The sequence below is a fragment of the Pseudoxanthomonas sp. PXM04 genome (assembly GCF_014851695.1).
In the GTDB taxonomy this organism is placed as follows: Bacteria; Pseudomonadota; Gammaproteobacteria; order Xanthomonadales; family Xanthomonadaceae; genus Pseudoxanthomonas_A; species Pseudoxanthomonas_A beigongshangi.
Genome location: NZ_JACVAG010000007.1, coordinates 44,095 through 65,491 on the forward strand (window position 1 = coordinate 44,095; position 21,397 = coordinate 65,491).

At 67.7% G+C, this 21,397-nt stretch carries 18 protein-coding genes; 12 read left to right on the forward strand and 6 right to left on the reverse strand.

The genetic code is table 11. From position 1 onward, the window contains the following. Positions 1–66: 66 nt before the first annotated feature. From IB228_RS16605 to IB228_RS16615, 3 genes are read left to right on the forward strand one after another with little or no spacing between them, the layout of a single operon-like run. Entirely contained in the window at positions 67–1,431 is a 1,365-nt protein-coding gene (locus IB228_RS16605; protein WP_192199251.1) for a hypothetical protein, read from the forward strand. After that, positions 1,428–2,195, forward strand: a complete 768-nt coding sequence (locus IB228_RS16610) for a hypothetical protein (protein ID WP_192199252.1) — start codon at positions 1,428–1,430, stop codon at positions 2,193–2,195. The genes IB228_RS16605 and IB228_RS16610 overlap by 4 nt, the downstream gene beginning before the upstream one ends. Next, positions 2,188–4,995, forward strand: a complete 2,808-nt coding sequence (locus IB228_RS16615; protein ID WP_192199253.1) for an AAA family ATPase — start codon at positions 2,188–2,190, stop codon at positions 4,993–4,995. Before IB228_RS16610 ends, IB228_RS16615 begins: the two co-directional genes overlap by 8 nt. Positions 4,996–5,007: 12 nt before the next feature. Here IB228_RS16615 and IB228_RS16620 read toward each other — a convergent pair whose 3' ends face one another. Genes IB228_RS16620 through IB228_RS16635 form a run of 4 tightly spaced genes read right to left on the reverse strand, consistent with a single transcriptional unit; the run spans position 5,008 to position 8,974 of the window. Beyond that, entirely contained in the window at positions 5,008–5,637 is a 630-nt protein-coding gene (locus IB228_RS16620; protein WP_192199254.1) for a LysE family translocator, read from the reverse strand. Positions 5,638–5,641: 4 nt separating this feature from the next. After that, a complete protein-coding gene (locus IB228_RS16625) occupies positions 5,642–6,661 on the reverse strand; it encodes a zinc-binding alcohol dehydrogenase family protein (RefSeq protein ID WP_192199255.1) in 1,020 nt (339 codons plus the stop codon). A 38-nt stretch (positions 6,662–6,699) separates the two neighbouring features. Beyond that, positions 6,700–7,731 (reverse strand): aldo/keto reductase, encoded by a 1,032-nt coding sequence (locus tag IB228_RS16630; protein WP_183638602.1) that lies wholly within the window; start codon positions 7,729–7,731, stop codon positions 6,700–6,702. A gap of 46 nt (positions 7,732–7,777) precedes the next feature. Next, positions 7,778–8,974: an MFS transporter gene (locus IB228_RS16635; RefSeq protein WP_192199438.1), complete on the reverse strand. Its 1,197-nt coding sequence runs from the start codon at positions 8,972–8,974 to the stop codon at positions 7,778–7,780. Positions 8,975–9,101: 127 nt separating this feature from the next. Here IB228_RS16635 and IB228_RS16640 point away from each other — a divergent pair, with 127 nt between their 5' ends. Then, positions 9,102–10,031, forward strand: coding sequence for a LysR family transcriptional regulator (locus tag IB228_RS16640; protein ID WP_192199256.1), 930 nt, complete (start codon positions 9,102–9,104; stop codon positions 10,029–10,031). A 33-nt stretch (positions 10,032–10,064) separates the two neighbouring features. On the opposite strand, the gene IB228_RS16645 is transcribed toward IB228_RS16640, so the two are convergent. Further along, on the reverse strand, positions 10,065–10,874 hold the full coding sequence (locus IB228_RS16645; protein ID WP_225562509.1) for a class III extradiol ring-cleavage dioxygenase: 810 nt from the start codon (positions 10,872–10,874) through the stop codon (positions 10,065–10,067). 128 nt (positions 10,875–11,002) lie between these two features. Between IB228_RS16645 and IB228_RS16650 the strand changes: the two genes are divergently transcribed. The 4 genes from IB228_RS16650 (at position 11,003) to IB228_RS16665 (ending at position 15,276) form a co-directional block, all read left to right on the forward strand. Beyond that, complete coding sequence (locus IB228_RS16650; protein ID WP_192199257.1) at positions 11,003–12,454, forward strand: bifunctional 2-methylcitrate dehydratase/aconitate hydratase; 1,452 nt, start codon at positions 11,003–11,005, stop codon at positions 12,452–12,454. 202 nt (positions 12,455–12,656) lie between these two features. Continuing rightward, positions 12,657–13,748, forward strand: coding sequence for an OmpA family protein (locus tag IB228_RS16655; protein WP_183638593.1), 1,092 nt, complete (start codon positions 12,657–12,659; stop codon positions 13,746–13,748). A gap of 215 nt (positions 13,749–13,963) precedes the next feature. Continuing rightward, positions 13,964–14,464: a hypothetical protein gene (locus tag IB228_RS16660; RefSeq protein WP_183638590.1), complete on the forward strand. Its 501-nt coding sequence runs from the start codon at positions 13,964–13,966 to the stop codon at positions 14,462–14,464. Positions 14,465–14,487: 23 nt separating this feature from the next. Beyond that, positions 14,488–15,276, forward strand: a complete 789-nt coding sequence (locus IB228_RS16665; RefSeq protein ID WP_192199258.1) for a pseudouridine synthase — start codon at positions 14,488–14,490, stop codon at positions 15,274–15,276. 388 nt (positions 15,277–15,664) lie between these two features. Here IB228_RS16665 and kbl read toward each other — a convergent pair whose 3' ends face one another. Further along, entirely contained in the window at positions 15,665–16,864 is a 1,200-nt protein-coding gene (gene kbl, locus IB228_RS16670; RefSeq protein WP_192199259.1) for a glycine C-acetyltransferase, read from the reverse strand. A 171-nt stretch (positions 16,865–17,035) separates the two neighbouring features. On the opposite strand from kbl, the gene IB228_RS16675 reads away from it, so the two are divergent. The 4 genes from IB228_RS16675 to cysW are packed head-to-tail and all read left to right on the forward strand — an operon-like array spanning position 17,036 to position 21,393. Next, positions 17,036–18,502, forward strand: a complete 1,467-nt coding sequence (locus tag IB228_RS16675) for a porin (RefSeq protein WP_192199260.1) — start codon at positions 17,036–17,038, stop codon at positions 18,500–18,502. 14 nt (positions 18,503–18,516) lie between these two features. Then, a complete protein-coding gene (locus IB228_RS16680; RefSeq protein ID WP_192199261.1) occupies positions 18,517–19,536 on the forward strand; it encodes a sulfate ABC transporter substrate-binding protein in 1,020 nt (339 codons plus the stop codon). A gap of 37 nt (positions 19,537–19,573) precedes the next feature. Then, positions 19,574–20,434 carry a sulfate ABC transporter permease subunit CysT gene (gene cysT / locus IB228_RS16685; RefSeq protein WP_192199262.1) on the forward strand — a complete coding sequence of 287 codons (861 nt, stop codon included), beginning with the start codon at positions 19,574–19,576 and terminating at the stop codon, positions 20,432–20,434. Next, complete coding sequence (cysW, locus tag IB228_RS16690) at positions 20,431–21,393, forward strand: sulfate ABC transporter permease subunit CysW (protein WP_183638572.1); 963 nt, start codon at positions 20,431–20,433, stop codon at positions 21,391–21,393. Before cysT ends, cysW begins: the two co-directional genes overlap by 4 nt. Positions 21,394–21,397: the final 4 nt, after the last annotated feature.

Genomic DNA, 21,397 nt, shown 5'->3' on the forward strand with positions numbered 1-21,397 from the left:
GCTTGGCAAGAGTTGTCCCGTCCGGCCGGCTCGGGGACCATAGGGGACCAAGGCTTTCGGGACGTCATGGACGCCGCATCACCTCCCCTGCACGACTACCTGCGCGACGGCATCGCCGCCGCGGATCTGCCGGACCTCCACCCCCTGCTTGCCGCCCGTGATCAGTTGCGGGCCTTCTCGACCCTGTTCCACGGGGGCGAGGAGAACGTCATGGTGCGCCTGCTGGTCTTGCGCACGATCGGCGAGCGCGGGCAGGCGCCGGACTGGAGTCCGCAGGAACTGCGCGAACAGTTCGCGTATCTGGATCCGGTCAAGTTCGACACCGTGCTGGGACGCCTGCGCGAGAACGGCCTGCTGCTATGGGAAGCGCACAGCCAGCGCTACCGCATCAGTCCGGTCGGGCGCCAGGCGCTGGCGGCGATCGGCATGCTGCTGCAGTTCAACCGCGAAGGCGACGAACTGGCCTACGTCACCGCGCAGCTGGCCGCGGGCCAGGCGGTGGGCCGGGTCGGCGCCGACGATCTGCAGCACCTGCTGTCGCGGCTCAACGAACTGCGCGAGGACTTCGACCAGGCCGTGCTGAGCGGTTCGGAACACCGCATCCAGCGTGCCGCCGATACGTTGCAGTCGGTCTGGCAATGGGTGGAGAAGGGCACCGAACTGATCCGCGACATCGCCGCCGACGGCGATCTGGATACCGCGACCCATCGGGTGGCCCAGCAGATCGGCCGCGCGCAGAGCGCGTTGCTGCGCCAGGCGTCGGTGTTCCAGCGCGCGCTGAACCAGCTCGACCGCCACCGCGTGCACCTGGGCGCGAGCGGACTGTCCTCTTCCGACGTCAACCGCTTCCTGCGCGCCCGCGACATCGACGCGCTGGCCGCACTGGCCGACGACGTGCTGGTGCGCACGCCGATGCCGGCCTTCGTGCTCGGGCCGATCGCCCTGGACGTGGCCGAGTACGAACTGGTCGAGCGCGAACGCGAAGGCCAGGAAAGCACCGCGCTGCCGCCGGCGCAGCAGGCGCCCAGCGATACCCAGGCCCCGGTCGCGCAGAACGACTACGCCCATGCCGAACAATGGCTGGATCAGCTCGCCGGCCTCGACCAGGAGGCCCCGCTGGCCGACTGGGTGCCGCAGGAAAGCTTTGCGCTCAGCGCGTACCGGCTGTCGCTGCTCGGGTTGATCGGCGATGCCGGCGCCGAGAACCGGCAGGGTGTGGGCGCGTCGCTGGCGCAGTTGCCGATGCAGTGGCGGGTCGAACCGGTGTTCGAAGAGGTCCAGCGCGCCGGCGTCGCCTATATGAGCCGCGGCCAGTTGCTGCCGCAATCCGCGCCGACACCTGCCATGCCCGTCGCCACGCGCAAGCCAGACAAACAAGACAAGCAAGACAAGCAAGACAAACCGAAGAAACGGAAGACCCAGACCGCATGAGTGACCCCATCGCATCCCTGATCGCGCGGCTGCTGGCCGAGCGCTGGCTGCCGCGCGAGGACCGCGCCATGCGCCAGGTCCTGGTCGACGCCGAGCTGCGCGACGATCTCGATCGCCGCCTCGCCGCCGCCGGCCTGCGCCTGCTCGAACATCCCTATGCCGCGCATGTGGCGGTGGGCGTGGCATGCGCGCAGGAGAACGAGGTATTCGGCAACGCCGAGGCGTGGGCGGCCAGCAACCTGTCGCTGGGCCGCGACGCACTGGCGTTGCTGGTGGTCCTGTGGGCGCTGCTGGTGCTGCCCAAGCGCCAGCGCCAGATCGCGCGCCAGGAAGGCGAGCGCGCGCAGGAACAGGAGCAGATGTTCGCCGAACTCAAGCCGGTGCCGGTGGGCGCGGAAGTGATTGAGCCGATCAACGAACGCACCCTGCTGGCCGACTTCAGCGACAAGCTGGGCGGCAAGGGGCGATTGCAGATGAACCTGGGCGCGCTGCAGCGCCAGGGTTTCATCGTCCGCCGCCGCGAGCGCATCCACGAGGGCCCGCTGCTGGACCTGGCGTTCGACTACGAGCGCATCGCCAGCCGGGTGATGGACGGCGCGCTGTCGCAGGTCATCGAGGAAGCGCGGCAGTCGCAGGCCGCCGCCCGCGAACGCGGCGAGGAAGCGGGCGTGGATGCGTTCGGGAATGTGCCGGGCGATGACGTGCCCGGCGAGGACGCACTCGACGAGAGCGCGCTGGACGAAGAGGTGCAGGCCGATGTTTGAGTTCCGTCAGCTGGAAGTCGTCCACTGGGATTACTGGCAGCGCTACACGCTGCCGCTGGATGCTTCGATCATCACCGTGGTCGGTCCCAACGGCTCCGGCAAGACCACCCTGCTGGATGCGCTGCGCACGCTGCTGGCCATCGATGATCGCGACATGGCGCGCGACTACAAGACCTACCTGCGCCACAACGGCAAGCCCTATGCCTGGCTGCGCGCGGTAGTCAGCAATCCCGCCGATCGGCGCGGCAAGCGCGCGTTCTTCCCGTACATGGACGAACAGGTCACGATTGCCTGCCGGGTGCGCAAGCGCGGCGGCGACTGGTCCCGCGACTACCAGATCGTGCCCGGCGACGTGCCGATCGAGACGCTGGAGCAGGGTGGCGAATGGCTGGGCGTGCGCGACTACCGGGTGCGCCTGGCCGGCGCGGGCCTGAGCCGCGCGATCTGCCGCGTGCTGACCCTGGAGCAGGGCGCCACCGACAAACTCTGCCAGCTTTCGCCGCGCGAATTGCTGCAACTGGTGTTCGACGTGTTCGAGGACAAGGCGGTGCTGGACGACTACCAGCGCGCGCGCAGCGAACAATTCGACGTGGAGAAGGAAATCGGCCAGCTCCAGCAGGGCCTGGCGGAACTCCATCTGCGGCTGGAGTCCTCGCGCGCCGATGTGCGCTCGTTCGAAGACGGCCTGTCGCTGCGGTCGCAGCGCAACCGCCTGCATACCGAGATCGTGCCGAAGGTGGAACTGGCGGATCTGCGTGCCACCATCGAAGGCGCGCGGCCGCGCCTCACCGGCCTGCGCCGCGCGCTGCGCGAACGCGGGCATGCGCACGCCGCGTTGCTGGCGCAGGAAGCCGGCGCGCAGGCGCAGCGCACCACCTTGCAGCAGGCGCTGGCCGAGGTGCGCGCGCGCCAGGCTGAGGCCGAAGCGGTGTTCACCCATGCCCGCGACCATGCGCGCGATGCGGAGATGCTGGTCAAGCGACGCGACGATCTGGATCGCCTGCAGGGTGGACGCAAGGGCGCCGATGTCAAGGCGCTGAGCCGGGAAGTCGAGGAGGGCCGCCGGCGCCAGGCCGAGCTGAAACTGGAAGGCCAGCGCGATCGCCAGCGCGCCGCCGAGATAACCGCCCAGGTCGCCGCGCTCAGCGGCGGCGGTCGGGTCACCGAGCCGTTCGAACGCGACTTCCGTGCCGCGCTCGACGCCAAGGGCATCGGCCACAAGGTGCTGACCGAACTGGTCGAGATTGCAGAGCCGGAATGGGCGACGGCGGTGGAAGCGGTGCTCGCGCCCTACCGCCATCTGCTGGTGCTGGATTCGCCGAAGGACGCCGCCGCGGCGTGGCAACTGGGCGAGCAGATGCAGTACCGCCACTTCCTGGTCGCCGATCGCGCGCCGGCCGACAAGCCGACCCGCGGTTCGCTGCTGGAAGTGGTGCGCTTCCTCGACGACCCGCCGGCGTGGCTGCCGCGCCAGCTGGATCGGATCCAGCGGGTGGAGGACGTGCAGGCCGGCCATCGCCTGCCCAAGGGCCAGGACTGGATTACCGCCAAGGGCTATCTGCGCGAACAGCGTGGCGGTCGTCATATCGGCGGCAACGCGCATCACTTCGGTGCGGGTGCCCGCCAGGCGCAACTGGCCGAACTGCGCGCGGAACTGACGGCCCTCCAGCAGCGCGCGCATGCGCGCGAGGAAGAACTGAGCGGGTTGGGCCAGCAGGTCGACGCCAGCCAGGCGCGCCTGCTCGGACTGGGCGCGGGCAACGAACTGGTGACGCGCGCGGCCGAGTTCGCCGATGCGGCCGAACGCCTGCCGGAACTGGCCGAGGCCGCGCAGCAGGCGGCCACCGCATTGATGGAAGTGCGCACCGAGCTCGATCGCCTGGCCGCCGAGGACAAGGCCGAGAGCATCGCCGCCGCCAGCCGGGCGGGCGAACTGAAGGCGCTGCAGAATGAACTGCGCGAGCGCGAACACCAGATCGCGCAGGAGCGGATGGCGCTGGTGCAGCGGATCGTCGACTTCCGCCGCCGCCGCGCGCAGATGCCGGTGGAGTGGCGCGGCGTGGCCGCGTTGCGGGCCGCACGCGACGAATACGAAAGCGCCAACGCGGTGCGTCGCGAAGTCGAGCGCATCGACGAGCGGCTGGCGCGCGGCGCCTACGTGGAGGACGACGGCTGCGTCGCGCTGCGCGACAAGTTCGCCGCCGACCACGCCGGGCTGGAAGCCGCCATCGGCAAACGCGAGGCGCACCTGCACCGCGCGCGCAAGTTGACCGAGGAAGCGCGGGGCGCCTACATCAACGTGCTGCGTGCCACCGTCCGCCGCTACCGCAAGAACCTGGTCGCGCTGGGCGAGCTGTCCGGCATCGGCGTCGACGTGGAGATGCCGGAACTGGTCAACGAGGACACCGCGCTGGCGCAGGCGGGCCTGACCGTGCGCTTCGATTTCGATCGCAAGGGCTGGATCGGCCTGGACGACGGCGAGGCGTCCGGCGGCCAGCAGGTGATGAAGTCGCTGCTGTTGCTGGTGGCGCTGCTGCGCGACGAGGAACAACCGGGCGGATTCGTCTTCATCGACGAACCGTTCGCGCACCTGGACGTGGCCAACATCGAAAAGGTCGGCCGCTTCCTGCGCTCGACCGACGCCCAGTACATCCTGACCACGCCGATCACCCACAACGTCAACGTGTTCGAACCCTCGGACCTGGTGCTGGCGACCAGCAAGCGGCGCGCCGGCAGCAGTTGGGCCGAACCGGTGGCGGTGCTCAAGCGCGATCGCGGGCAGGACGCGGCCGCGGCCTGAGTCCACGCGGCGTCAGGTGGCCTGCCTGCGCAGTCGCAGCAGGCCCAGTCCCAGCCCGATGAACAACGTGCCGCTGAGACGCTGCCACCAGCGCCCACGGGCGCCGCCCAGCCAGCGGCGCAGGTGGCGCGCGGCGGCGACGTAGCACAGGTGCGACAGCACCGTGCAGGCGGCGAAGGTGACGGTCAGCAGCAGGCCCTGCCGCCAGGGCGAAGCCTGCGGCTGCATGAACTGCGGCAGCAGCGCGGTGAAGAACAGGATGCTTTTTGGATTGGTCGCCGCCACCAGCACGCCCCGGCCGAACAACCGCCATGCATCGCCATTGGCCGGCGATAGCGAAGCGTCTGCCGCGAACGGCGGCGGGCTGCGCCATTGGCGGATGCCCAGATAGACCAGATACATCGCACCGGCGATCTTGAGCACGGTGAACGCGGTCGAGGACGCCTGCAACAACGCTCCCAGCCCCAGCAACGCGGTGACCGCGACGACGAACACGCCGGTCGCATTGCCGAGCGAACCGATCAGCGCCCGCCGCGCGCCCAGCGTGGCGGCATTGGAAACCGCCAGCAGCACCGCCGGTCCCGGCGTGAAGGCGGTGATCAGTGACAGCGTGCAGAACAGCCACCAGGCGCCTGCGCTCATGCCGTCACTCCCAGCCCGCCAGCACCAGCTTGCCGATGGAGGTGCCGGACTCCAGCCGGCGATGCGCCTCGCGCAGGTTGGCGGCGTTGATCGGCCCCAATGTCTCGCGATGGTTGCTGCGCAGTTCACCCGCATCGATCAGGCTGGCGGCGCGGCTGAGCAGCCGGTGCTGTTCGATCAGATCGGGTGTCTGGAAGCGCGGGCGCGCGAACATCATTTCCCAGTGGATGCCGACCGACTTGGCCTTGTAGGGATCGCCGATGCGCAGCTCGCCCCTGGGTTCGACGATCAAGCCGACATGGCCGAGCGGAGCAATGATTTCGCCAATCGCGGTCCAGTAGCGGTCGGTGTCGGCCAGGTTCAGCACCGCGTCAACCTGTGAAAACCCGATCGCCGCCAGTTGCGGCGCCAGATCCTGTCGATGATCGATGACGTGCTGCGCGCCCAGCGAACGGCACCATTCGATCGTTTCCGGACGCGAGGCGGTGGCGATGACGGTGAAGCCGGCGCGGCGCGCCAGTTGGATCGCCATCGACCCTACGCCACCGGCGCCGGCGATGACCAGCAGGCTGCGGCGGTTGCATTCGTTGTCGATCGAATAGGGCATGCGGTGGAACAGCAGCTCCCAGGCGGTGATGGTGGTCAGCGGCAGCGCCGCGGCCTCGGCGAAGTCCAGCGTCGCCGGCTTGCGGCCGACGATGCGCTCGTCGACCAGTTGGAACTGCGCGTTGCTTCCGGCACGGGTGATGTCGCCGGCGTAGTAGACCTCGTCGCCGGGCGCGAACAGGGTCACCTGGTCGCCAACCGCTTCGACCACGCCGGCCGCGTCGTAGCCGAGCACGCGCGGCGGATCTTCCTGCTGCGGCTTGGGCGCGCGCACCTTGGTATCGACCGGGTTGACCGAGATCGCTTCCACCCGCACCAGGATGTCGTGGCCGGTGGGTTCTGGCTTGGGCAGTTCGATGTCCTGCAGGGATTGCGGATCGTCGATGGGCAGGTAGCGGGTAAGGCCGACGGCTTTCATGGGGGACTCCGGTTGCGACGAGGATTCGGGCGAGTGATTCAGACGGGAAGCGGGCTGCGCTCGGCGAACTGCCCGCGCCAGTAGGGATAGTACGGATACGGCGTTTCGGTCGCGCTCACGGCGTCAAGGCGGGCGATCTGATCCGGCGTGAGCTGCCAGCCGACCGCGCCGAGGTTCTGCTTCAGCTGCTCTTCGTTGCGTGCGCCGATCAATACGGTCGACACGGTGGGACGCTGCAGCAGCCAATTGATGGCGATCTGCGGGACCGCCTTGCCGGTCTCGGCGGCGATTTCATCGAGGACGTCGACGATGCGGTACAGGCGTTCGGGATCCACCGCCGGACCGATCGCGGCGGTGTCGTGCAGGCGGCTGGTTTCCGGCAGCGGCTGGCCGCGGCGGATCTTGCCGGTCAGCCGGCCCCAGCCCAGCGGACTCCAGACCACCGCGCCGACACCCTGGTCGAGGCCCAGCGGCATCAGTTCCCATTCGTAGTCGCGGCCGATCAGCGAGTAGTAGGCCTGGTTGGCGACGTAGCGGCTCCAACCGTGGCGCTCGGCGATGCCCAGCGATTTCATCAGTTGCCAGCCGGAGAAGTTGGAGACGCCGAGATAACGCACCTTGCCAGCACGGACTAGGTCATCGAGGGTGGAGAGGGTCTCCTCGATCGGCGTCATCGCATCGAAGGCATGCAGTTGCAGCAGATCCAGGTAGTCGGTATCCAACCGCTTCAGCGAAGCGTCCACCGCCTTGAGCAGGCGCAGCCGCGAGGTGCCGGCGTCGTTGGCGCCGTCGCCCAGCCGCAGCCCGGTCTTGCTGGACAGGATCACCTGGTCGCGGCGGCCGCGCAGCGCTTCGCCGAGGATGGATTCGGACGCGCCGTCGGAATAGACATCGGCGGTGTCGAAGAAATTGATGCCGGCTTCGATGGACAGATCGATCATCCGGCGTGCTTCGGCGACATCGGTGTTGCCCCAGGCGCTGAACAGCGGGCCCTTGCCGCCGAAGGTGCCGGCACCGAAGCCGAGCGCGGAGACTTTGAGGCCGGAACGGCCGAGAAAACGGGTTTCCATGGAATGTCCTAGAAGGGAGAAGGGGAGGGGAAAGGTAGGAGGTGCGTCAGGCGCACTCGCCGGCGCGCAGTGCGGCCGGAGTGGCGGCGTCGCGAAGCTGGCGGCGCTCCAGCGCGATGCTCCACAGCGCCACCACGAAGGCCGACAGCGGCACCAGCGCGCCAACCCAGGTCAGCGCGGACAGGCCGGCGCCGTGGGCGATGACCAGGCCGCCCAGCCAGGCGCCCATCGCATTGCCCAGATTGAAGGCACCGATGTTGAGGCTGGAGGCCAGGCTCTGCGCGGCGCCAGCCTTCTGCAGCACCCACAGCTGCAGCGGCGAGACCGTGGCGAACGCGGCGGCGCCGAGCAGGCCGGTGAACAGCACCATCGCCCAGCGGCTGTGCAGCGCGAAACTCATCAGCCCCATCACCAGCGCCAGCGCGATCAGCGTGCCGAGCAGCGCCGGTTGCAGGCGCCGATCGGCGAAGCGGCCGCCCAGCAGGTTGCCGACAATCATGCCGACGCCGAACACCAGCAGGATGGGCGACACCGCCGCGTCGGCGAAGCCGGTGATCTGGGTGAGCAGCGGCTGGATATAGGTGTACACGGTGAACATGCCGCCGAAGCCCAGCACCGTCATCAGCAGGCCCAGCAGCACCTGCGGCTGCGCGATCGACTTCAGTTCCTCGCGGAAGGCGATCGGCGCGGTGTCGCCGCGATCGGAGGGCACCAGCGTGGCGATCACGATGGTGGCGATCACGCCGATTGCGGTCACCGCCCAGAATGTCGCGCGCCAGCCGAACTGCAAACCCAGCCAGGCGCCGGCGGGCACGCCGAGCAGCGTCGCCACGGTCAGGCCGGTGAACATGATCGAGATCGCCGACGCCTTGCGGTCCTCGGCCACCAACCCGGTGGCGACCACCGCGCCGACGCCGAAGAAGGTGCCATGCGCCAACGAAGTGATCACCCGCGCGATCATCAGCGTGGTGTAGTCCGGCGCGATCGCGCAGGCCAGGTTGCCGAGCGTGAAGATGATCATCAGCGCCACCAGCACCGCCTTGCGCGGCATCCGGCTGGTGGCTGCGGTCAGCAGCGGCGCCCCGGCGAACACGCCCAGCGCGTAGCCGGAGATCAGCAGCCCGGCGGCGGCGATGGAGACATGCAGATCGGTGGCGACCTGCATCAGCAGGCCCATGATGACGAATTCGGTGGTGCCGATGCCGAATGCCCCGGCGGTCAGGGCGTACAGCGCGATCGGCATGCGGGAGCGGGGGGCGGCAGCGGTCACGGGGAAGGGTCCGGGTGGAGAAGGTGCGCACTCTGGACCTTCCACAGATTGCGAAAAAGCGCGAATATGTCGAATCACTATCAATGAATATTTGATAATCATGGACCGTGTCGGCGACCTGACCCTGTTCCTGCGCGTGCTGGACCTGGGGTCCATCACCGCGGCGGCGCACAGCCTGGACCTGTCGGTGGCGGTTGCCAGCCAGCGGCTGAAGCGGCTGGAGCGCGAACTGGGCGTGCGCCTGCTACACCGGACCACCCGTCGCCTGCACCCCACCCCGGAAGGCGCGGTGCTGGCCCAGCAGGGCCGGGCGCTGGTGGAGGATCTGGAGTCGCTGGGCGCCGGCCTGCGCGAAGCCGCCACCGAGGTGGCCGGCACCCTGCGGGTGACCCTGTCGGCGACCTTCGGACGGCAGTACGTCTCGCCGCTGCTGCCCGCGTTCCTGGCCGAGCATCCGAAACTGCGGATGGCCGTGCACCTGAGCGATCAGGTGGTCGATCTGGTCAGCGAGGGCTTCGATCTGGCGATTCGCATCGGCGCGCTCGAGGACTCGGGGCTGGTCGCACGCCGCATCGCGCCCAACCGACGGCTGCTGTGCGCCTCGCCGGACTATCTGCGGCGGCGCGGGCGTCCGTTGCATCCGGAACAACTGGCGCAGCACGAATGTCTGCTGCTGGTCGGCAGCCAGGGTCGGCAGGATGTATGGCGGTTGCAGGATCCGCAGGGCAAGGAGGTCGCGGTGCGGGTGAACGGACGCTACGAAAGCAACTTCGGCGAACTGCTGCGCGACGCGGCGGTCGCGGGCGAGGGCATTGCCGTGCATTCCCTGTGGCATGTCGCCGACGACCTGCGCGCCGGCCGGCTGGAAGTCGTGTTGCCGATGTACCCGCCGGCCACCACCGCGATCAGTGCGGTGATGCCGCAGCGGCGGCTGGTGCCGCCGCGGGTGCGCGCGTTCATCGACCTGCTGGCCGCACGATTCGGCGAGAACCCGCCCTGGGAGCAGGGACTTCCCTCGCTGGTCGGCTGAACGTCCGGTTCGGGCGCGCCGGTCGGCGCCGCCTCAGGTCCAGGTGTCGAAGGCGAAGGCGTCCAGCGCCAGGCCCGCCATCTCCACGTCGCGATGCAGCAGCCGGCCGTGCGCGCCGTCGCCACCCGCGCCAAGGGCGACGTAAAGCGGATACAGGTGTTCCTGGGTCGGATGGTTGCGCAATGCTTCGGGCAGCGCGCGCCAGTCCAGCGCGCCGGCGGTGTCACCCGCCTCCAGTTTCGCGCGCAGCGCGTCGGTGAACGCGGCGACCCACGGGAACTCGGCGGCTCCGGGGTTGCGCCAGTCCAGCGCGCGCAGGTTGTGCGAGAAACCGCCGGAGCCGACCACCAGCACGCCATCGGCGCGCAGAGGCGCGAGCGCACGGCCGACCCGATAGTGCTCCTCGGCGTCGCCGTCCGGATTCACCGACAGCGCCACGACCGGTATGTCCGCCTGCGGATACATGCGCCGCAGCGGCACCCAGACGCCGTGATCGATGCCGTGCTGATCGTCCTGGCGCGCGCCGATGCCGGCCTCGCGCAGCAGTTCGAAGACCGTGCCGGCCAGCGACGGCGAGCCCTGCGCCGGATAGCGGATTTCGTACAGCGGCGCGGGAAAGCCGCCGAAGTCGTGGATGGTGCGGGGCGCGCCGGTGGCGGTGACGGTCGGAACCGCCGCCATGAAGTGCGCCGACGCCACCACGATGGCGCGGGGACGCGGCAGCAGTTCGCCGAGCCGATCCAGGAACCGGCCGGTGGGCGAGTCCTCGACCGCCAGCATCGGCGAACCGTGGGAAAGGAAGACGGCGGGAAGCGCGGCGGGAGTGTCCATGCCGTGCAGCATGGGCCTGCTCCGGGCCCACGCCAATAGACGGCGGCACACCGATGTGTTGCGGCGCCGGAACGCCCTGCGAAGCCGGCGCGGGATCGGGTTCTGGCAAGATGGCGATGCCCTCAATCCAAGGAGGCCCCATGAGCCAGGATGATCTGCGTTCGGCGCGCCGCCCGGATCCCGATCCGCCGATGGTCCAGGTGGCCGACTATGTCGTCGACCATCGCATCGACTCGGCCGAGGCCTACGACACCGCGCGCTGGGCGCTGCTGGATTCGCTGGCCTGCGCGATGCTGGCGACGGAGTTTCCCGAGTGCGCCCGCCACCTGGGACCGGTGGTGCCGGGCGCGGAGATGGCCGGCGGCGTCCGGATACCGGGAACGGCCCATGAACTGGATCCCGTCCAGGCGGCGTTCGCCATCGGCACCCAGATCCGCTGGCTGGACTTCAACGACACCTGGCTGGCCGCCGAATGGGGGCATCCGTCCGACAACCTGGGCACCCTCTTGGCGCTGGGGGACTATCTGAGCCGGCAGGCGCGCCGTGAAGGCCGCGCGCCGATGACGGTACGCGACCTGTTGGGCCATGCCATCAAGGCCCACGAGATCCAGGGCGGCTATGCGCTGCTCAATGCCTTCAACCGGGTCGGCCTGGATCACGTCATCCTGGTCAGGCTGGCCTCCACCGCGGTGGCGACCCACATGCTCGGCGGCACCCGCGGGCAGATCATCAATGCGATTTCCAATAGTTGGATCGACAACGGCGCCTTGCGCACCTATCGACACGCGCCCAACACCGGTCCTCGCAAGAGCTGGGCGGCGGGCGACGCCTGCCGCCGTGCGGTAATCCACGCCTTGAACGCAGTGAAGGGCGAAACCGGCTACCCCAGCGCCCTCAGCGCCCCGGTCTGGGGCTTCTACGACGTGGCCTTCGGCGGCCAGCCGTTTCGCTTCGAGCGACCCTTCGGCAGTTACGTGATGGAAAACATCCTCTTCAAGATCAGCCATCCCACCGAGTTCCATGCGCAGACCGCGGTCGAATGCGCCCTGCGCCTGCATCCGCAGGTGGCGCCCCGCCTGGACCAGGTGGAGCGCGTGGTCATCGAGACCCAGCAGGCGGGCCAGCGCATCATCGACAAGACCGGCCCCCTGGCCAACTACGCCGATCGGGACCACTGCCTGCAATACATGGTGGCGGTGCCGTTGATCTTCGGGCAACTGGAAGCAGGGGACTACGGTGACGTCCGTGCCGCCGATCCGCGCATCGATTGGCTGCGCAAGCTGATGATTGTCAATGAGAATCCGGATTTCACCCGCGACTATCTGGATCCCGGCAAGCGTTTCATCGGCAACGCGTTGCAGGTGTTTTTCAGCGACGGAAGCCGGACGGAGCGGATCGCGATCGATTACCCTGTCGGCCACCGGCGTCGGCGGCAGGAGGGCATGCCGCTGCTGATGGCCAAATGCGAGGCGGCACTGAGGAGGTGCCTGCCGGAGGACCAGGTCGACCACCTGATGGCGTTGGCGAGGACCCCGGAGCGCCTGGATGCGCTGGCCATGGACGACCTGATGGCGCTGTGCCGGGCCGCATGAATTGCCGGCACGGACGAGACAATTTCCTTGGCCGGGTGGACTTGTTATGGTACCGTTAACGCTGTCTTCACTTCCTCCCGCATAATCTGTTCAGGATGGCGAGCGTGACGGCCGTCCGCACAACCATAAGAAAGCTGGAAAAAACGCGAGTTTTAAGTACGTCGGTTTTTCTACAACTGCTGATTTAGACAAGGAGCTGCAAATGAACAAGAAACTGCTTTGTGCCGCGCTGCTGAGCGGTCTGAGCCTGGCGCAGGCTGCTTCCGCCCAGGAGTTCGACGACCGTTGGTACCTGACCGGTTCCGCCGGCATCAACGTCCAGGACAACGACCGCAACACCGACGACGCCCCGTTCGGTGCCATCGGTCTGGGCAAGTTCATCAGCCCGAACTGGTCGCTGGATGGTGAAATCAACTACCAGAACACCCAGTTCGAAAAGAACGTCAACATGAACTGGAGCCAGTACGGCATCTCGCTGGACCTGCGCCGCCACTTCTGGCTGTCGGACCGCAACTGGCATCCGTACCTGCTGGCCGGCCTTGGCCTGCAGCGTTCGGAAGAAGAGTTCGACGCGTTCCCGAACGCGAACTCGCCGGGTGAGCGCAAGGACAACAACTTCGCCGCCAAGCTGGGTGGTGGTATCCAGGCCAAGCTGGGCCGCGTCGGCGTCCGCACCGAACTCGCCTACCGCATCGACTTCGACGACCAGGCCATCGGCCCGTCGTACGACGGTTCGATCGATGACGGCGACGACTTCGCCGATCTGCTGGCTTCGGTCGGCATCATCATCCCGCTGGGTCCGGAAGCCGCTCCGCCGGCCCCGCCGGCTCCGGCGCCGGCTCCGAGCTGTGCGGATCTGGATGACGACGGCGACGGCGTCAACAACTGCGACGACAAGTGCCCCGGTTCGCAGGCTGGCCAGACCATCGGTCCGGACGGCTGCCCGGTCCCGGTTTCGATCGACCTGAAGGGCGTGAACTTCGACTTCGACAAGTCGGTGCTGCGTCCTGACGCGGTCGCCATCCTGGGCGAAGCCGTCGAAATCCTGAAGCGCTACCCCGACCTGAAGGTCGAAGTCGCCGGCCACACTGACGCCGTCGGTACCGACGCCTACAACCAGGGTCTGTCGGAGCGTCGCGCCAAGGCCGTGTACGAGTACCTGACCAGCAATGGTGTTGACGCTTCGCGTCTGATTGGCCCGAACGGTTACGGCGAGAGCCGTCCGATCGACACCAACGACACCAAGGAAGGCCGTGCGCGCAACCGTCGTACGGAACTGAACGTCCAGAACTAATCGGACGTCGCTTCCCGCAACACGCAAAGCCCGGCCTCGTGCCGGGCTTTGTTTTTGTATCGCCGACAGGGCCCGCCAGTGCGCTGTTCCGCCGCCTCGTCCGTGCGCACAGGCACAGAAGCGTCAACCACTTGGCGGAAACAGGTGAGGCTTTTCTTGATATCGCGAACGACGCTTCTTACACTGCGGATTCGTTCGATTGCCGGGGTATCCGCATGCGCCATCTTCTCCTTGCCGGGCTGACCGGCCTTGTCGCCATCCCCGCCGCGAACGCCGCCCAGAACTGCAGTGGCAGCCTGGTCCAGCCCCCGTTGCCGGTTCGTGCCACGGTGCTGGAACCGGTGGCGTCCGAGTTCACGCCCACGGTATCCCAGCTGGGTGCGCCCAGCGGCGTGCTGACGCAGGCGTTGGACGAGGCGCTGTCGGTGGATCGGGTCCTGATGCGTCTGCGCATCGAAGGTTGCCAGAACGTGGCCAAGGCGATGCCCGCACTGCCCGCGGCGGCCAATGCGAACGATCCTTCGGGCTACAAGCCGAAGACCCAGTACGACAACACGCCGTGGCGCTTCGACATGAACCAGAACGGCAAGCGGATGACCGCCGAGGAATTCGACGCCTGGATGAAGGCACGCGGCGTGCGCGTGGCCAAGGGCGCCGGCACCGCAGCCCCCGCGCCGGCGGCACCGGCCGCACCCGCGCCCGAAGCCAAGAAGTAATCCCGACCTGCGCAGCGGCGGCCATGGCCCGGCATGACCATGGCGCCCGCGCGCGTCCACGTAACGCATCGAACGGGCCAGTTGTCGGCGATCGCGCCGTGCCGCCGCGCCATGGGTTGGCGCGCGTCCTTTCCAAGCTCGGGGTCTGTTCCCGTACTGAAGCCGCCCGCTGGGTCCTGGCCGGTCGCGTCGCCGTTGACGGTCGGGTTGTCCGGGATCCCGAATTCCCGATCCTCCAGGACAGACACCGCCTCAGCGTCGATGGCGTGTCCGTCGGCGCCGGCGAGCGTTTCTACCTGATGCTCAACAAGCCGCGGGGGCTGCTGACCACCGCCCGCGACGAGCAGGGACGCGATACCGTCTACCGTTGCTTCGATGGCGCCGGGCTACCGTGGATCGCTCCCGTCGGGCGGCTGGACAAGGCCAGCGAAGGCCTGCTGTTGTTCTCCAACGATCCCCAGTGGGCCGCCGCCATCACCGATCCCGCGCGCGGACCCGACAAGACCTACCACGTCCAGATCAATCGCATTCCTGACGACGCACTGCTGGAGAACCTGCGCAACGGCGTCGTCGCGGGCGATGAAATCCTGCGGGCGAAGTCGGCGGTGCTGCTGCGTGCCGGGGAAAAGAACGCGTGGTTGGAAATCCAACTGGATGAAGGCCGCAACCGGCAGATACGACGCCTGCTGGAAGCCTTCGACATCCAGGTACTGCGGCTGATCCGGGTAGCGATCGGCCCCTTGGCGCTTGGCGCACTGGCGAAGGGGACCTGGCGTCCCCTGACTATGGACGAAGTCGGTGCCCTCCCGTAGAGCGGAGCTCGCTCCGCCGCTTTTTGAGGGAAGGCCCCAGCCGAGCAAACTCGGCTCTACGAACGCGTAGAGCGGAGCCTGCTCCGCTGCTTTTGAAGGAAGGCCCCAGCCGAGCAAGCCCGGCTCTACGAACGCGTGGAGCGGAGCTTGCTCCGCTGCTTTTTGAGGGAAGGCCCCAGCCGAGCAAGCTCGGCTCTACGAACGCGTAGAGCGGAGCTCGCTCCGCTGCTTTTTGAAGGAAGGCTCCAGCCGAGCAAGCTCGGCTCTACGAACGCGTAGAGCGGAGCTCGCTCCGCTGCTTTTTGAAGGAAGGCCCCAGCCGAGCGAGCTCGGCTCTACGGGAACGCGTGGAGCGGAGCTTGCTCCGCTGCTTTTGGCGGTGGCCGCCTCAGCCCTTCAACACCCCAAGCTCCCGCCCGATTCGGGTGAACGCGTCGATCGCGCGATCCAGGTGCTCGCGGGTATGCGCGGCGCTCATCTGGGTGCGGATGCGGGCCTGGCCCTTGCCGACCACCGGGAAGAAGAAGCCGATGGCGTAGATGCCTTCTTCCAGCAGGCGCGCGGCAAAGCGCTGCGCCAGCGGCGCGTCGTACAACATCACCGGGCAGATCGGATGCACGCCGGGCTTGATGTCGAAACCGGCGGTATCCATGCGCTCGCGGAAGTAGCGGGTGTTTTCCTGCAACTGCTCTCGCAGGTCACCGGCCGAGGACAGCATCTCGAAGGCCTTGATGCCGGCCGCGACCACGTGCGGCGGCAGCGAATTGGAGAACAGGTAGGGGCGTGAGCGCTGGCGCAGCAGCTCGATCACTTCCTTCTTCGCGGTGGTGAATCCGCCCAGCGCACCACCCATCGCCTTGCCAAGGGTGCCGGTGAAGATGTCGATGCGGTCCAGGACGCCCTTCACCTCGGCCGAACCGCGGCCAGTGGCGCCGAGGAAACCGGTGGCGTGGCATTCGTCGATGTGCACCAGTGCGTTGTACTTCTTCGCCAGGGCGGTGATCTCGTCGAGTGGGGCGATGAAGCCGTCCATCGAGAACACGCCGTCGGTGGTGATCAGCTTCGTCCGGCAGCCGGCGGCGTCGGCTGCCTGCAACTGCGCCTCCAGATCGGCCATGTCGCAGTTGGCGTAGCGGAAGCGCTTGGCCTTGCACAGGCGCACGCCGTCGATGATCGAGGCATGGTTGAGCGCGTCGGAGATGATCGCGTCGTTCTCGTCCAGCAGCGGTTCGAACAGGCCGCCGTTGGCATCGAAGCAGGCCGCGTACAGGATGGTGTCCTCGGTGCCGAAGAAGTCCGCGATGGTCTTTTCCAGTTGCTTGTGCAGGTCCTGGGTGCCGCAGATGAAGCGCACCGAGGCCATGCCGAAGCCGTGGCTGTCCAGGGCCTGCTTGGCGGCGGCGATGACATCGGGGTGGTCGGCCAGCCCGAGGTAGTTGTTGGCGCAGAAATTCAGCACCGTGCGTCCGTCGGCCAGGGTGATCTCGGCCGATTGCGGGCTGGTGATGATGCGCTCGGACTTGAACAGGCCCTGCGCCTGCAGGTTCTCCAGCTCGGCGGCGTAACGGGCGGTCAGCGATTCGGACATGGACGGCTCAGGGGACGGAGGAAAGTCGCCATTTTAACGGCCTCCGCCGTGTCCCTGCCGGTGTCATGCCGATGCGGCATAAGGAACACCCCTCAAGTCATTTCCCGGCGGCGATGTGCATCCGCAGCATCAACGGTTCCGGCCGAAAGGCCACAGACGGGAAACCTTGCGATGCGTGGACACGGGCAGGCGGTGCGGGCGAAACAGCGGATCACGCGGCTGGCCGCCGTGCTGCTGTGTTCGCTGGCGTTGCCGGTGGCCGCGCAGCAGCACAAGCCCACGGTCGAGGAACTGCAGCAGCGGCTGGAGGCGCTGGAGCGCCGCCTCGGTGGCACCGTCGCCACGGAGGCTGGCGAGGGGGGCGAGGTGGGCCTCGTGGATCTGGACCAGCGCCTGCGGGTGCTGGAACGGCGCCTGGAACTGCAGCAGGAAGAACAGGTGGCCAAGGCGAAAGAGGCGCCGGTCATCGCGGTCAACGACAAGGGCGCCTCGTTCAAGTCGGCCGGCGGCGATTACGAGATCCGCCTGCGCGGGCTGATCCAGGGCGATGGCCGGTTCTTCCTCGACGATCATGCGCCGGCGCAGAACGACACCTTCCTCCTGCGCACCGCGCGACCGACGATCGAAGGCTCGCTGGGCAAGCTGGTCGGCTTCCGCCTGACCCCGGAATTCGCGGGCGACAACGCGAGCATCGTCGATGCCTACGTGGATCTGCGCTTCGATCCCGCCTACACCCTGCGGATCGGCAAGTTCACCTCGCCGGTGGGTCTGGAACGGCTGCAATCGTCTTCTGCGCTGTCGGCGGTGGAACGTTCGCTCCCCAGCGAACTGGCGCCCAACCGCGACATTGGCGTACAGCTCCAGGGCGAAGTCGCCGATGGCCGCTTCAACTATGCGCTGGGCGTGTTCAACGGGACAGTCGATGGCCGCGACGCGGTCACCAGCAATCCAGACAACGAGTTCGAGTACGCGGGCCGGGTGTTCTTCGAGCCGTTCCGCAACGATGCCAATGCGCTGTCCGGGCTGGGGTTCGGACTGGGCGCGAGCATCGGCGACAAGCGCGGCACCGGCAACAACTTCCTGCCGCGTTATCGCACGGCGGGGCAGGCGCAGTTCTTCACCTATCGCTCGGCGGTGAACGCGGACGGCGAGCATTTCCGGTGGTCGCCGCAGGCGTACTACTACCTGGGCCGGTTCGGTCTTCTGGGCGAATACATCCAGTCGCGCCAGGAAGTCGTGATAGCCAGCGGGGTGAATGCCGGACGCCGCGACAAGCTGGAAAACACCGCTTGGCAGGCCACCGCGCAGTGGGTGTTGACCGGCGAGGATGCCGGCTACCGGGGCGTGGTGAAGCCGTCGCGCCCGTTCCGTCCGGGCGAGGAGGGTTGGGGCGCGTTCGAACTGGTTGCCCGCTACGGTGCGCTGGACATCGATGACGATGCGTTCCCGCTGTTCGCCGATGCGGCCACATCCGCACGCCAGGCCCGCAACTGGACGCTCGGCCTTAACTGGTATCTCACCAGCAATCTCAAGCTTGTCTTCAACTACCTGGACACAACCTTCAAGGGCGGTGCCGCCGACGCCACCGATCGCGAGGACGAGAAGGCGATCTTCTCGCGCCTGCAGGCCGCTTTCTGATTCCGGAGATCCCCATGAGCCACCATTCCCTGCGACGCCACCTGCGCATCCTGCTGATCGCCTTCGGCCTGACCGTGGCCGCAGCGGCCGGCGCGCGCGACGTGAAACTGCTGAACGTTTCCTACGATCCCACCCGCGAGTTCTATCGCGAGTTCAATGCCGCCTTTGCCAGGGAGTGGCAGCAGAAGAAAGGCCAGAAGGTCGAAATCGAGACCTCGCACGGCGGCTCCGGCAAGCAGGCGCGCGCGGTCATCGACGGGCTGGAAGCCGACGTGGTGACGCTGGCGCTGGCCTACGACGTGGATTCCATCGCCCAGCGTGCGCGCCTGTTTCCGGCCAACTGGCAATCACGTTTGCCGGAGAACAGCGCGCCGTACACGTCCACCATCGTGTTCCTGGTGCGCAGGGGCAATCCGAAGAAAATCAAGGACTGGGTGGATCTGGTGAAGCCGGGTACCTCGGTGATCACGCCGAACCCGAAGACGTCCGGCGGCGCGCGCTGGAACTACCTCGCCGCCTGGGCCTATGGCCTGAAGATCTTCAAGGGCGACGAAGCCAAGACCCGCAACTTCGTGCGCGCGCTGTTCCGCAACGTGCCGGTGCTGGACACCGGCGCACGCGGCGCCACCACCACCTTTGTCCAGCGCGGCATCGGCGACGTGCTGCTGGCGTGGGAGAACGAGGCGTTCCTGTCGATCGAGGAGCTGGGGCCTGACAAGTTCGACATCGTGGTGCCGTCGCTGTCGATCCTGGCCGAGCCGCCGGTGGCGCTGGTCGACAGGAACGTCGACAAGCACGGTACCCGCGAGGCCGCGCAGGCCTATCTGCAGTTCCTGTACTCGCCGACCGGACAGCGATTGGCGGCCAAGCACTACTACCGGCCGCGCTATCCGCAGTACGCGGCGCCCGCCGACGTGGCACGGTTTCCGAAGCTGGAACTGGTGACCATCGACAAGGTGTTCGGTTCGTGGGCCAAGGCCCAGGCCACGCACTTCGCCGATGGCGGGGTGTTCGATCAGATCCAGGCGAAGTGAGCATGCGGCCTTGGCGTATTCCTGTCGGAGGCCGTGAATGGCCGCCGTGATTGATGCGCGGGCGAATCCGGTACGCCGTCGCCGGATCATCCCCGGCTTCGGCCTCAGCCTTGGCTACACGCTGGCTTGGCTGGGCCTGATCGTGCTGATTCCGTTGGTGGGCGTGTTCGTCAAGGCGAGCGGCCTGGGCCTGGAGGGCCTTTGGCGGATCTGGACCGAGCCGCGCGTGCTGTCGGCGCTGTGGGTGAGCTTTGGAACCGCACTGGCGGCGGCGGCATTCAACGCGGTGATGGGTACCTGGGTGGCATGGGTATTCGTGCGCTACCGGTTCCCCGGCAAGCGCCTGTTCGACGCGATGATCGATCTGCCGTTCGCGCTGCCGACCGCGGTGGCCGGCATCGCGCTCACCGCGCTGTACGGACCGACCGGTTGGCTGGGGCGCTGGCTGGAAGCGGCGGGAGTGAAAGTGGCCTATACCCCGCTGGGCATCACCGTGGCGCTGGTGTTCATCGGCCTGCCGTTCGTGGTGCGGGTGGTGCAGCCGGTGCTGGCCGAAACCGAGCGCGAACTGGAGGAGGCCGCCGCGACCCTGGGCGCGAACCGCTGGCAGACCATCCGCCGCGTCATGTTGCCGGGCCTGTGGCCGGCGGTACTGGCCGGATTCGCGCTGGCGTTCGCGCGCGGGGTCGGCGAGTACGGTTCGGTGATCTTCATCGCCGGCAACCTGCCCGGTGTATCCGAGATCGCGCCACTGTTGATCACCATCAAGCTGGAGGAATTCGATTACGCCGGCGCGACCGCGATCGCCGCGGCGATGCTGTTGCTGTCGTTCGTCCTGCTGCTGGCGATCAACAGCCTGCAATCGCGGCTGGCGCGCACCGCGCGGAGCCAGGGATGAGCGAGGCCATATCCGCCGTGATCCCGCTGCCGCATGATTCCCTTGCCGAGGTTTCTTCCGAAGCCAGGGCGCACCGCAGGCGATCGGCAACCACCGAGCCGCGCTGGGCGCAGCTGCTGCTGATCGCCGGCGCGCTGGGTTTCCTGCTGGCGTTCCTGCTGCTGCCGCTGCTGCTGGTGTTCGTGGAAGCGTTGCGCGGCGGATGGGCGGCGTTTCTCACCGCGATCCGCGAACCCGATGCGCTGGCGGCGATCCGGTTGACCCTGCTGGTCACCGCCATCGTGGTACCGCTGAACCTGGTGTTCGGCGTCGCCGCGGCTTGGGCGGTCAGCAAGCACGAGTTCCCCGGCAAGCGCTGGCTGGTGACATTGATCGATCTGCCGTTCGCGGTCTCGCCGGTGGTGGCGGGCCTGATCTTCGTGCTGATCTTCGGTGCGCAGGGCTGGGCCTGGCCGCTGATCGACGAGGGCTGGCGTTTCTCGCTGCCGCTGGTGGGCGAGGTGACGCTGCAGTTGCCGAAGATCATCTTCGCGCTGCCGGGCATCGTGCTGGCGACGATCTTCGTGACCTTTCCCTTCATCGCCCGCGAACTGATGCCGCTGATGGAGCAGCAGGGCATCGACGAGGAGCTGGCCGCGCTCAGCCTCGGCGCCAGCGGCTGGCAGGCATTCTGGCGGGTGACCCTGCCCAACATCCGTTGGGCGTTGCTGTATGGCGTGCTGCTGTGCAGTGCGCGCGCGATGGGCGAGTTCGGCGCGGTGTCGGTGGTATCCGGGCATATCCGCGGGCGGACCAACACGCTGCCGCTGCACGTGGAAATCCTCTACAACGAATACGCCTACAGCGCCGCGTTCGCCGCCGCGTCACTGCTGGCGCTGTCCGCGCTGGTGACGCTGGCGCTGAAGTCGTACCTGGAATGGCGCCACGGCGAGGCGCTGGCCGCCAATCATCGGCACTGAGGTA

Bases quoted from the DNA above. Each gene is read 5' to 3' on its own strand.
- IB228_RS16660 (WP_183638590.1), top strand. From the start codon at position 13,964: ATGCGCCATCTTCTCCTTGCCGGGCTGACCGGCCTTGTCGCCATCCCC.
- IB228_RS16675 (WP_192199260.1), top strand. From the start codon at position 17,036: ATGCGTGGACACGGGCAGGCGGTGCGGGCGAAACAGCGGATCACGCGG.
- IB228_RS16630 (WP_183638602.1), bottom strand. From the start codon at position 7,731: ATGGAAACCCGTTTTCTCGGCCGTTCCGGCCTCAAAGTCTCCGCGCTC.
- IB228_RS16620 (WP_192199254.1), bottom strand. From the start codon at position 5,637: ATGAGCGCAGGCGCCTGGTGGCTGTTCTGCACGCTGTCACTGATCACC.
- IB228_RS16665 (WP_192199258.1), top strand. From the start codon at position 14,488: ATGGCCCGGCATGACCATGGCGCCCGCGCGCGTCCACGTAACGCATCG.
- IB228_RS16615 (WP_192199253.1), top strand. From the start codon at position 2,188: ATGTTTGAGTTCCGTCAGCTGGAAGTCGTCCACTGGGATTACTGGCAG.
- IB228_RS16625 (WP_192199255.1), bottom strand. From the start codon at position 6,661: ATGAAAGCCGTCGGCCTTACCCGCTACCTGCCCATCGACGATCCGCAA.
- IB228_RS16645 (WP_225562509.1), bottom strand. From the start codon at position 10,874: ATGCTGCACGGCATGGACACTCCCGCCGCGCTTCCCGCCGTCTTCCTT.
- IB228_RS16605 (WP_192199251.1), top strand. From the start codon at position 67: ATGGACGCCGCATCACCTCCCCTGCACGACTACCTGCGCGACGGCATC.
- IB228_RS16650 (WP_192199257.1), top strand. From the start codon at position 11,003: ATGAGCCAGGATGATCTGCGTTCGGCGCGCCGCCCGGATCCCGATCCG.
- cysW (WP_183638572.1), top strand. From the start codon at position 20,431: ATGAGCGAGGCCATATCCGCCGTGATCCCGCTGCCGCATGATTCCCTT.
- IB228_RS16655 (WP_183638593.1), top strand. From the start codon at position 12,657: ATGAACAAGAAACTGCTTTGTGCCGCGCTGCTGAGCGGTCTGAGCCTG.
- cysT (WP_192199262.1), top strand. From the start codon at position 19,574: ATGGCCGCCGTGATTGATGCGCGGGCGAATCCGGTACGCCGTCGCCGG.
- kbl (WP_192199259.1), bottom strand. From the start codon at position 16,864: ATGTCCGAATCGCTGACCGCCCGTTACGCCGCCGAGCTGGAGAACCTG.
- IB228_RS16610 (WP_192199252.1), top strand. From the start codon at position 1,428: ATGAGTGACCCCATCGCATCCCTGATCGCGCGGCTGCTGGCCGAGCGC.
- IB228_RS16680 (WP_192199261.1), top strand. From the start codon at position 18,517: ATGAGCCACCATTCCCTGCGACGCCACCTGCGCATCCTGCTGATCGCC.
- IB228_RS16635 (WP_192199438.1), bottom strand. From the start codon at position 8,974: ATGCCGATCGCGCTGTACGCCCTGACCGCCGGGGCATTCGGCATCGGC.
- IB228_RS16640 (WP_192199256.1), top strand. From the start codon at position 9,102: ATGGACCGTGTCGGCGACCTGACCCTGTTCCTGCGCGTGCTGGACCTG.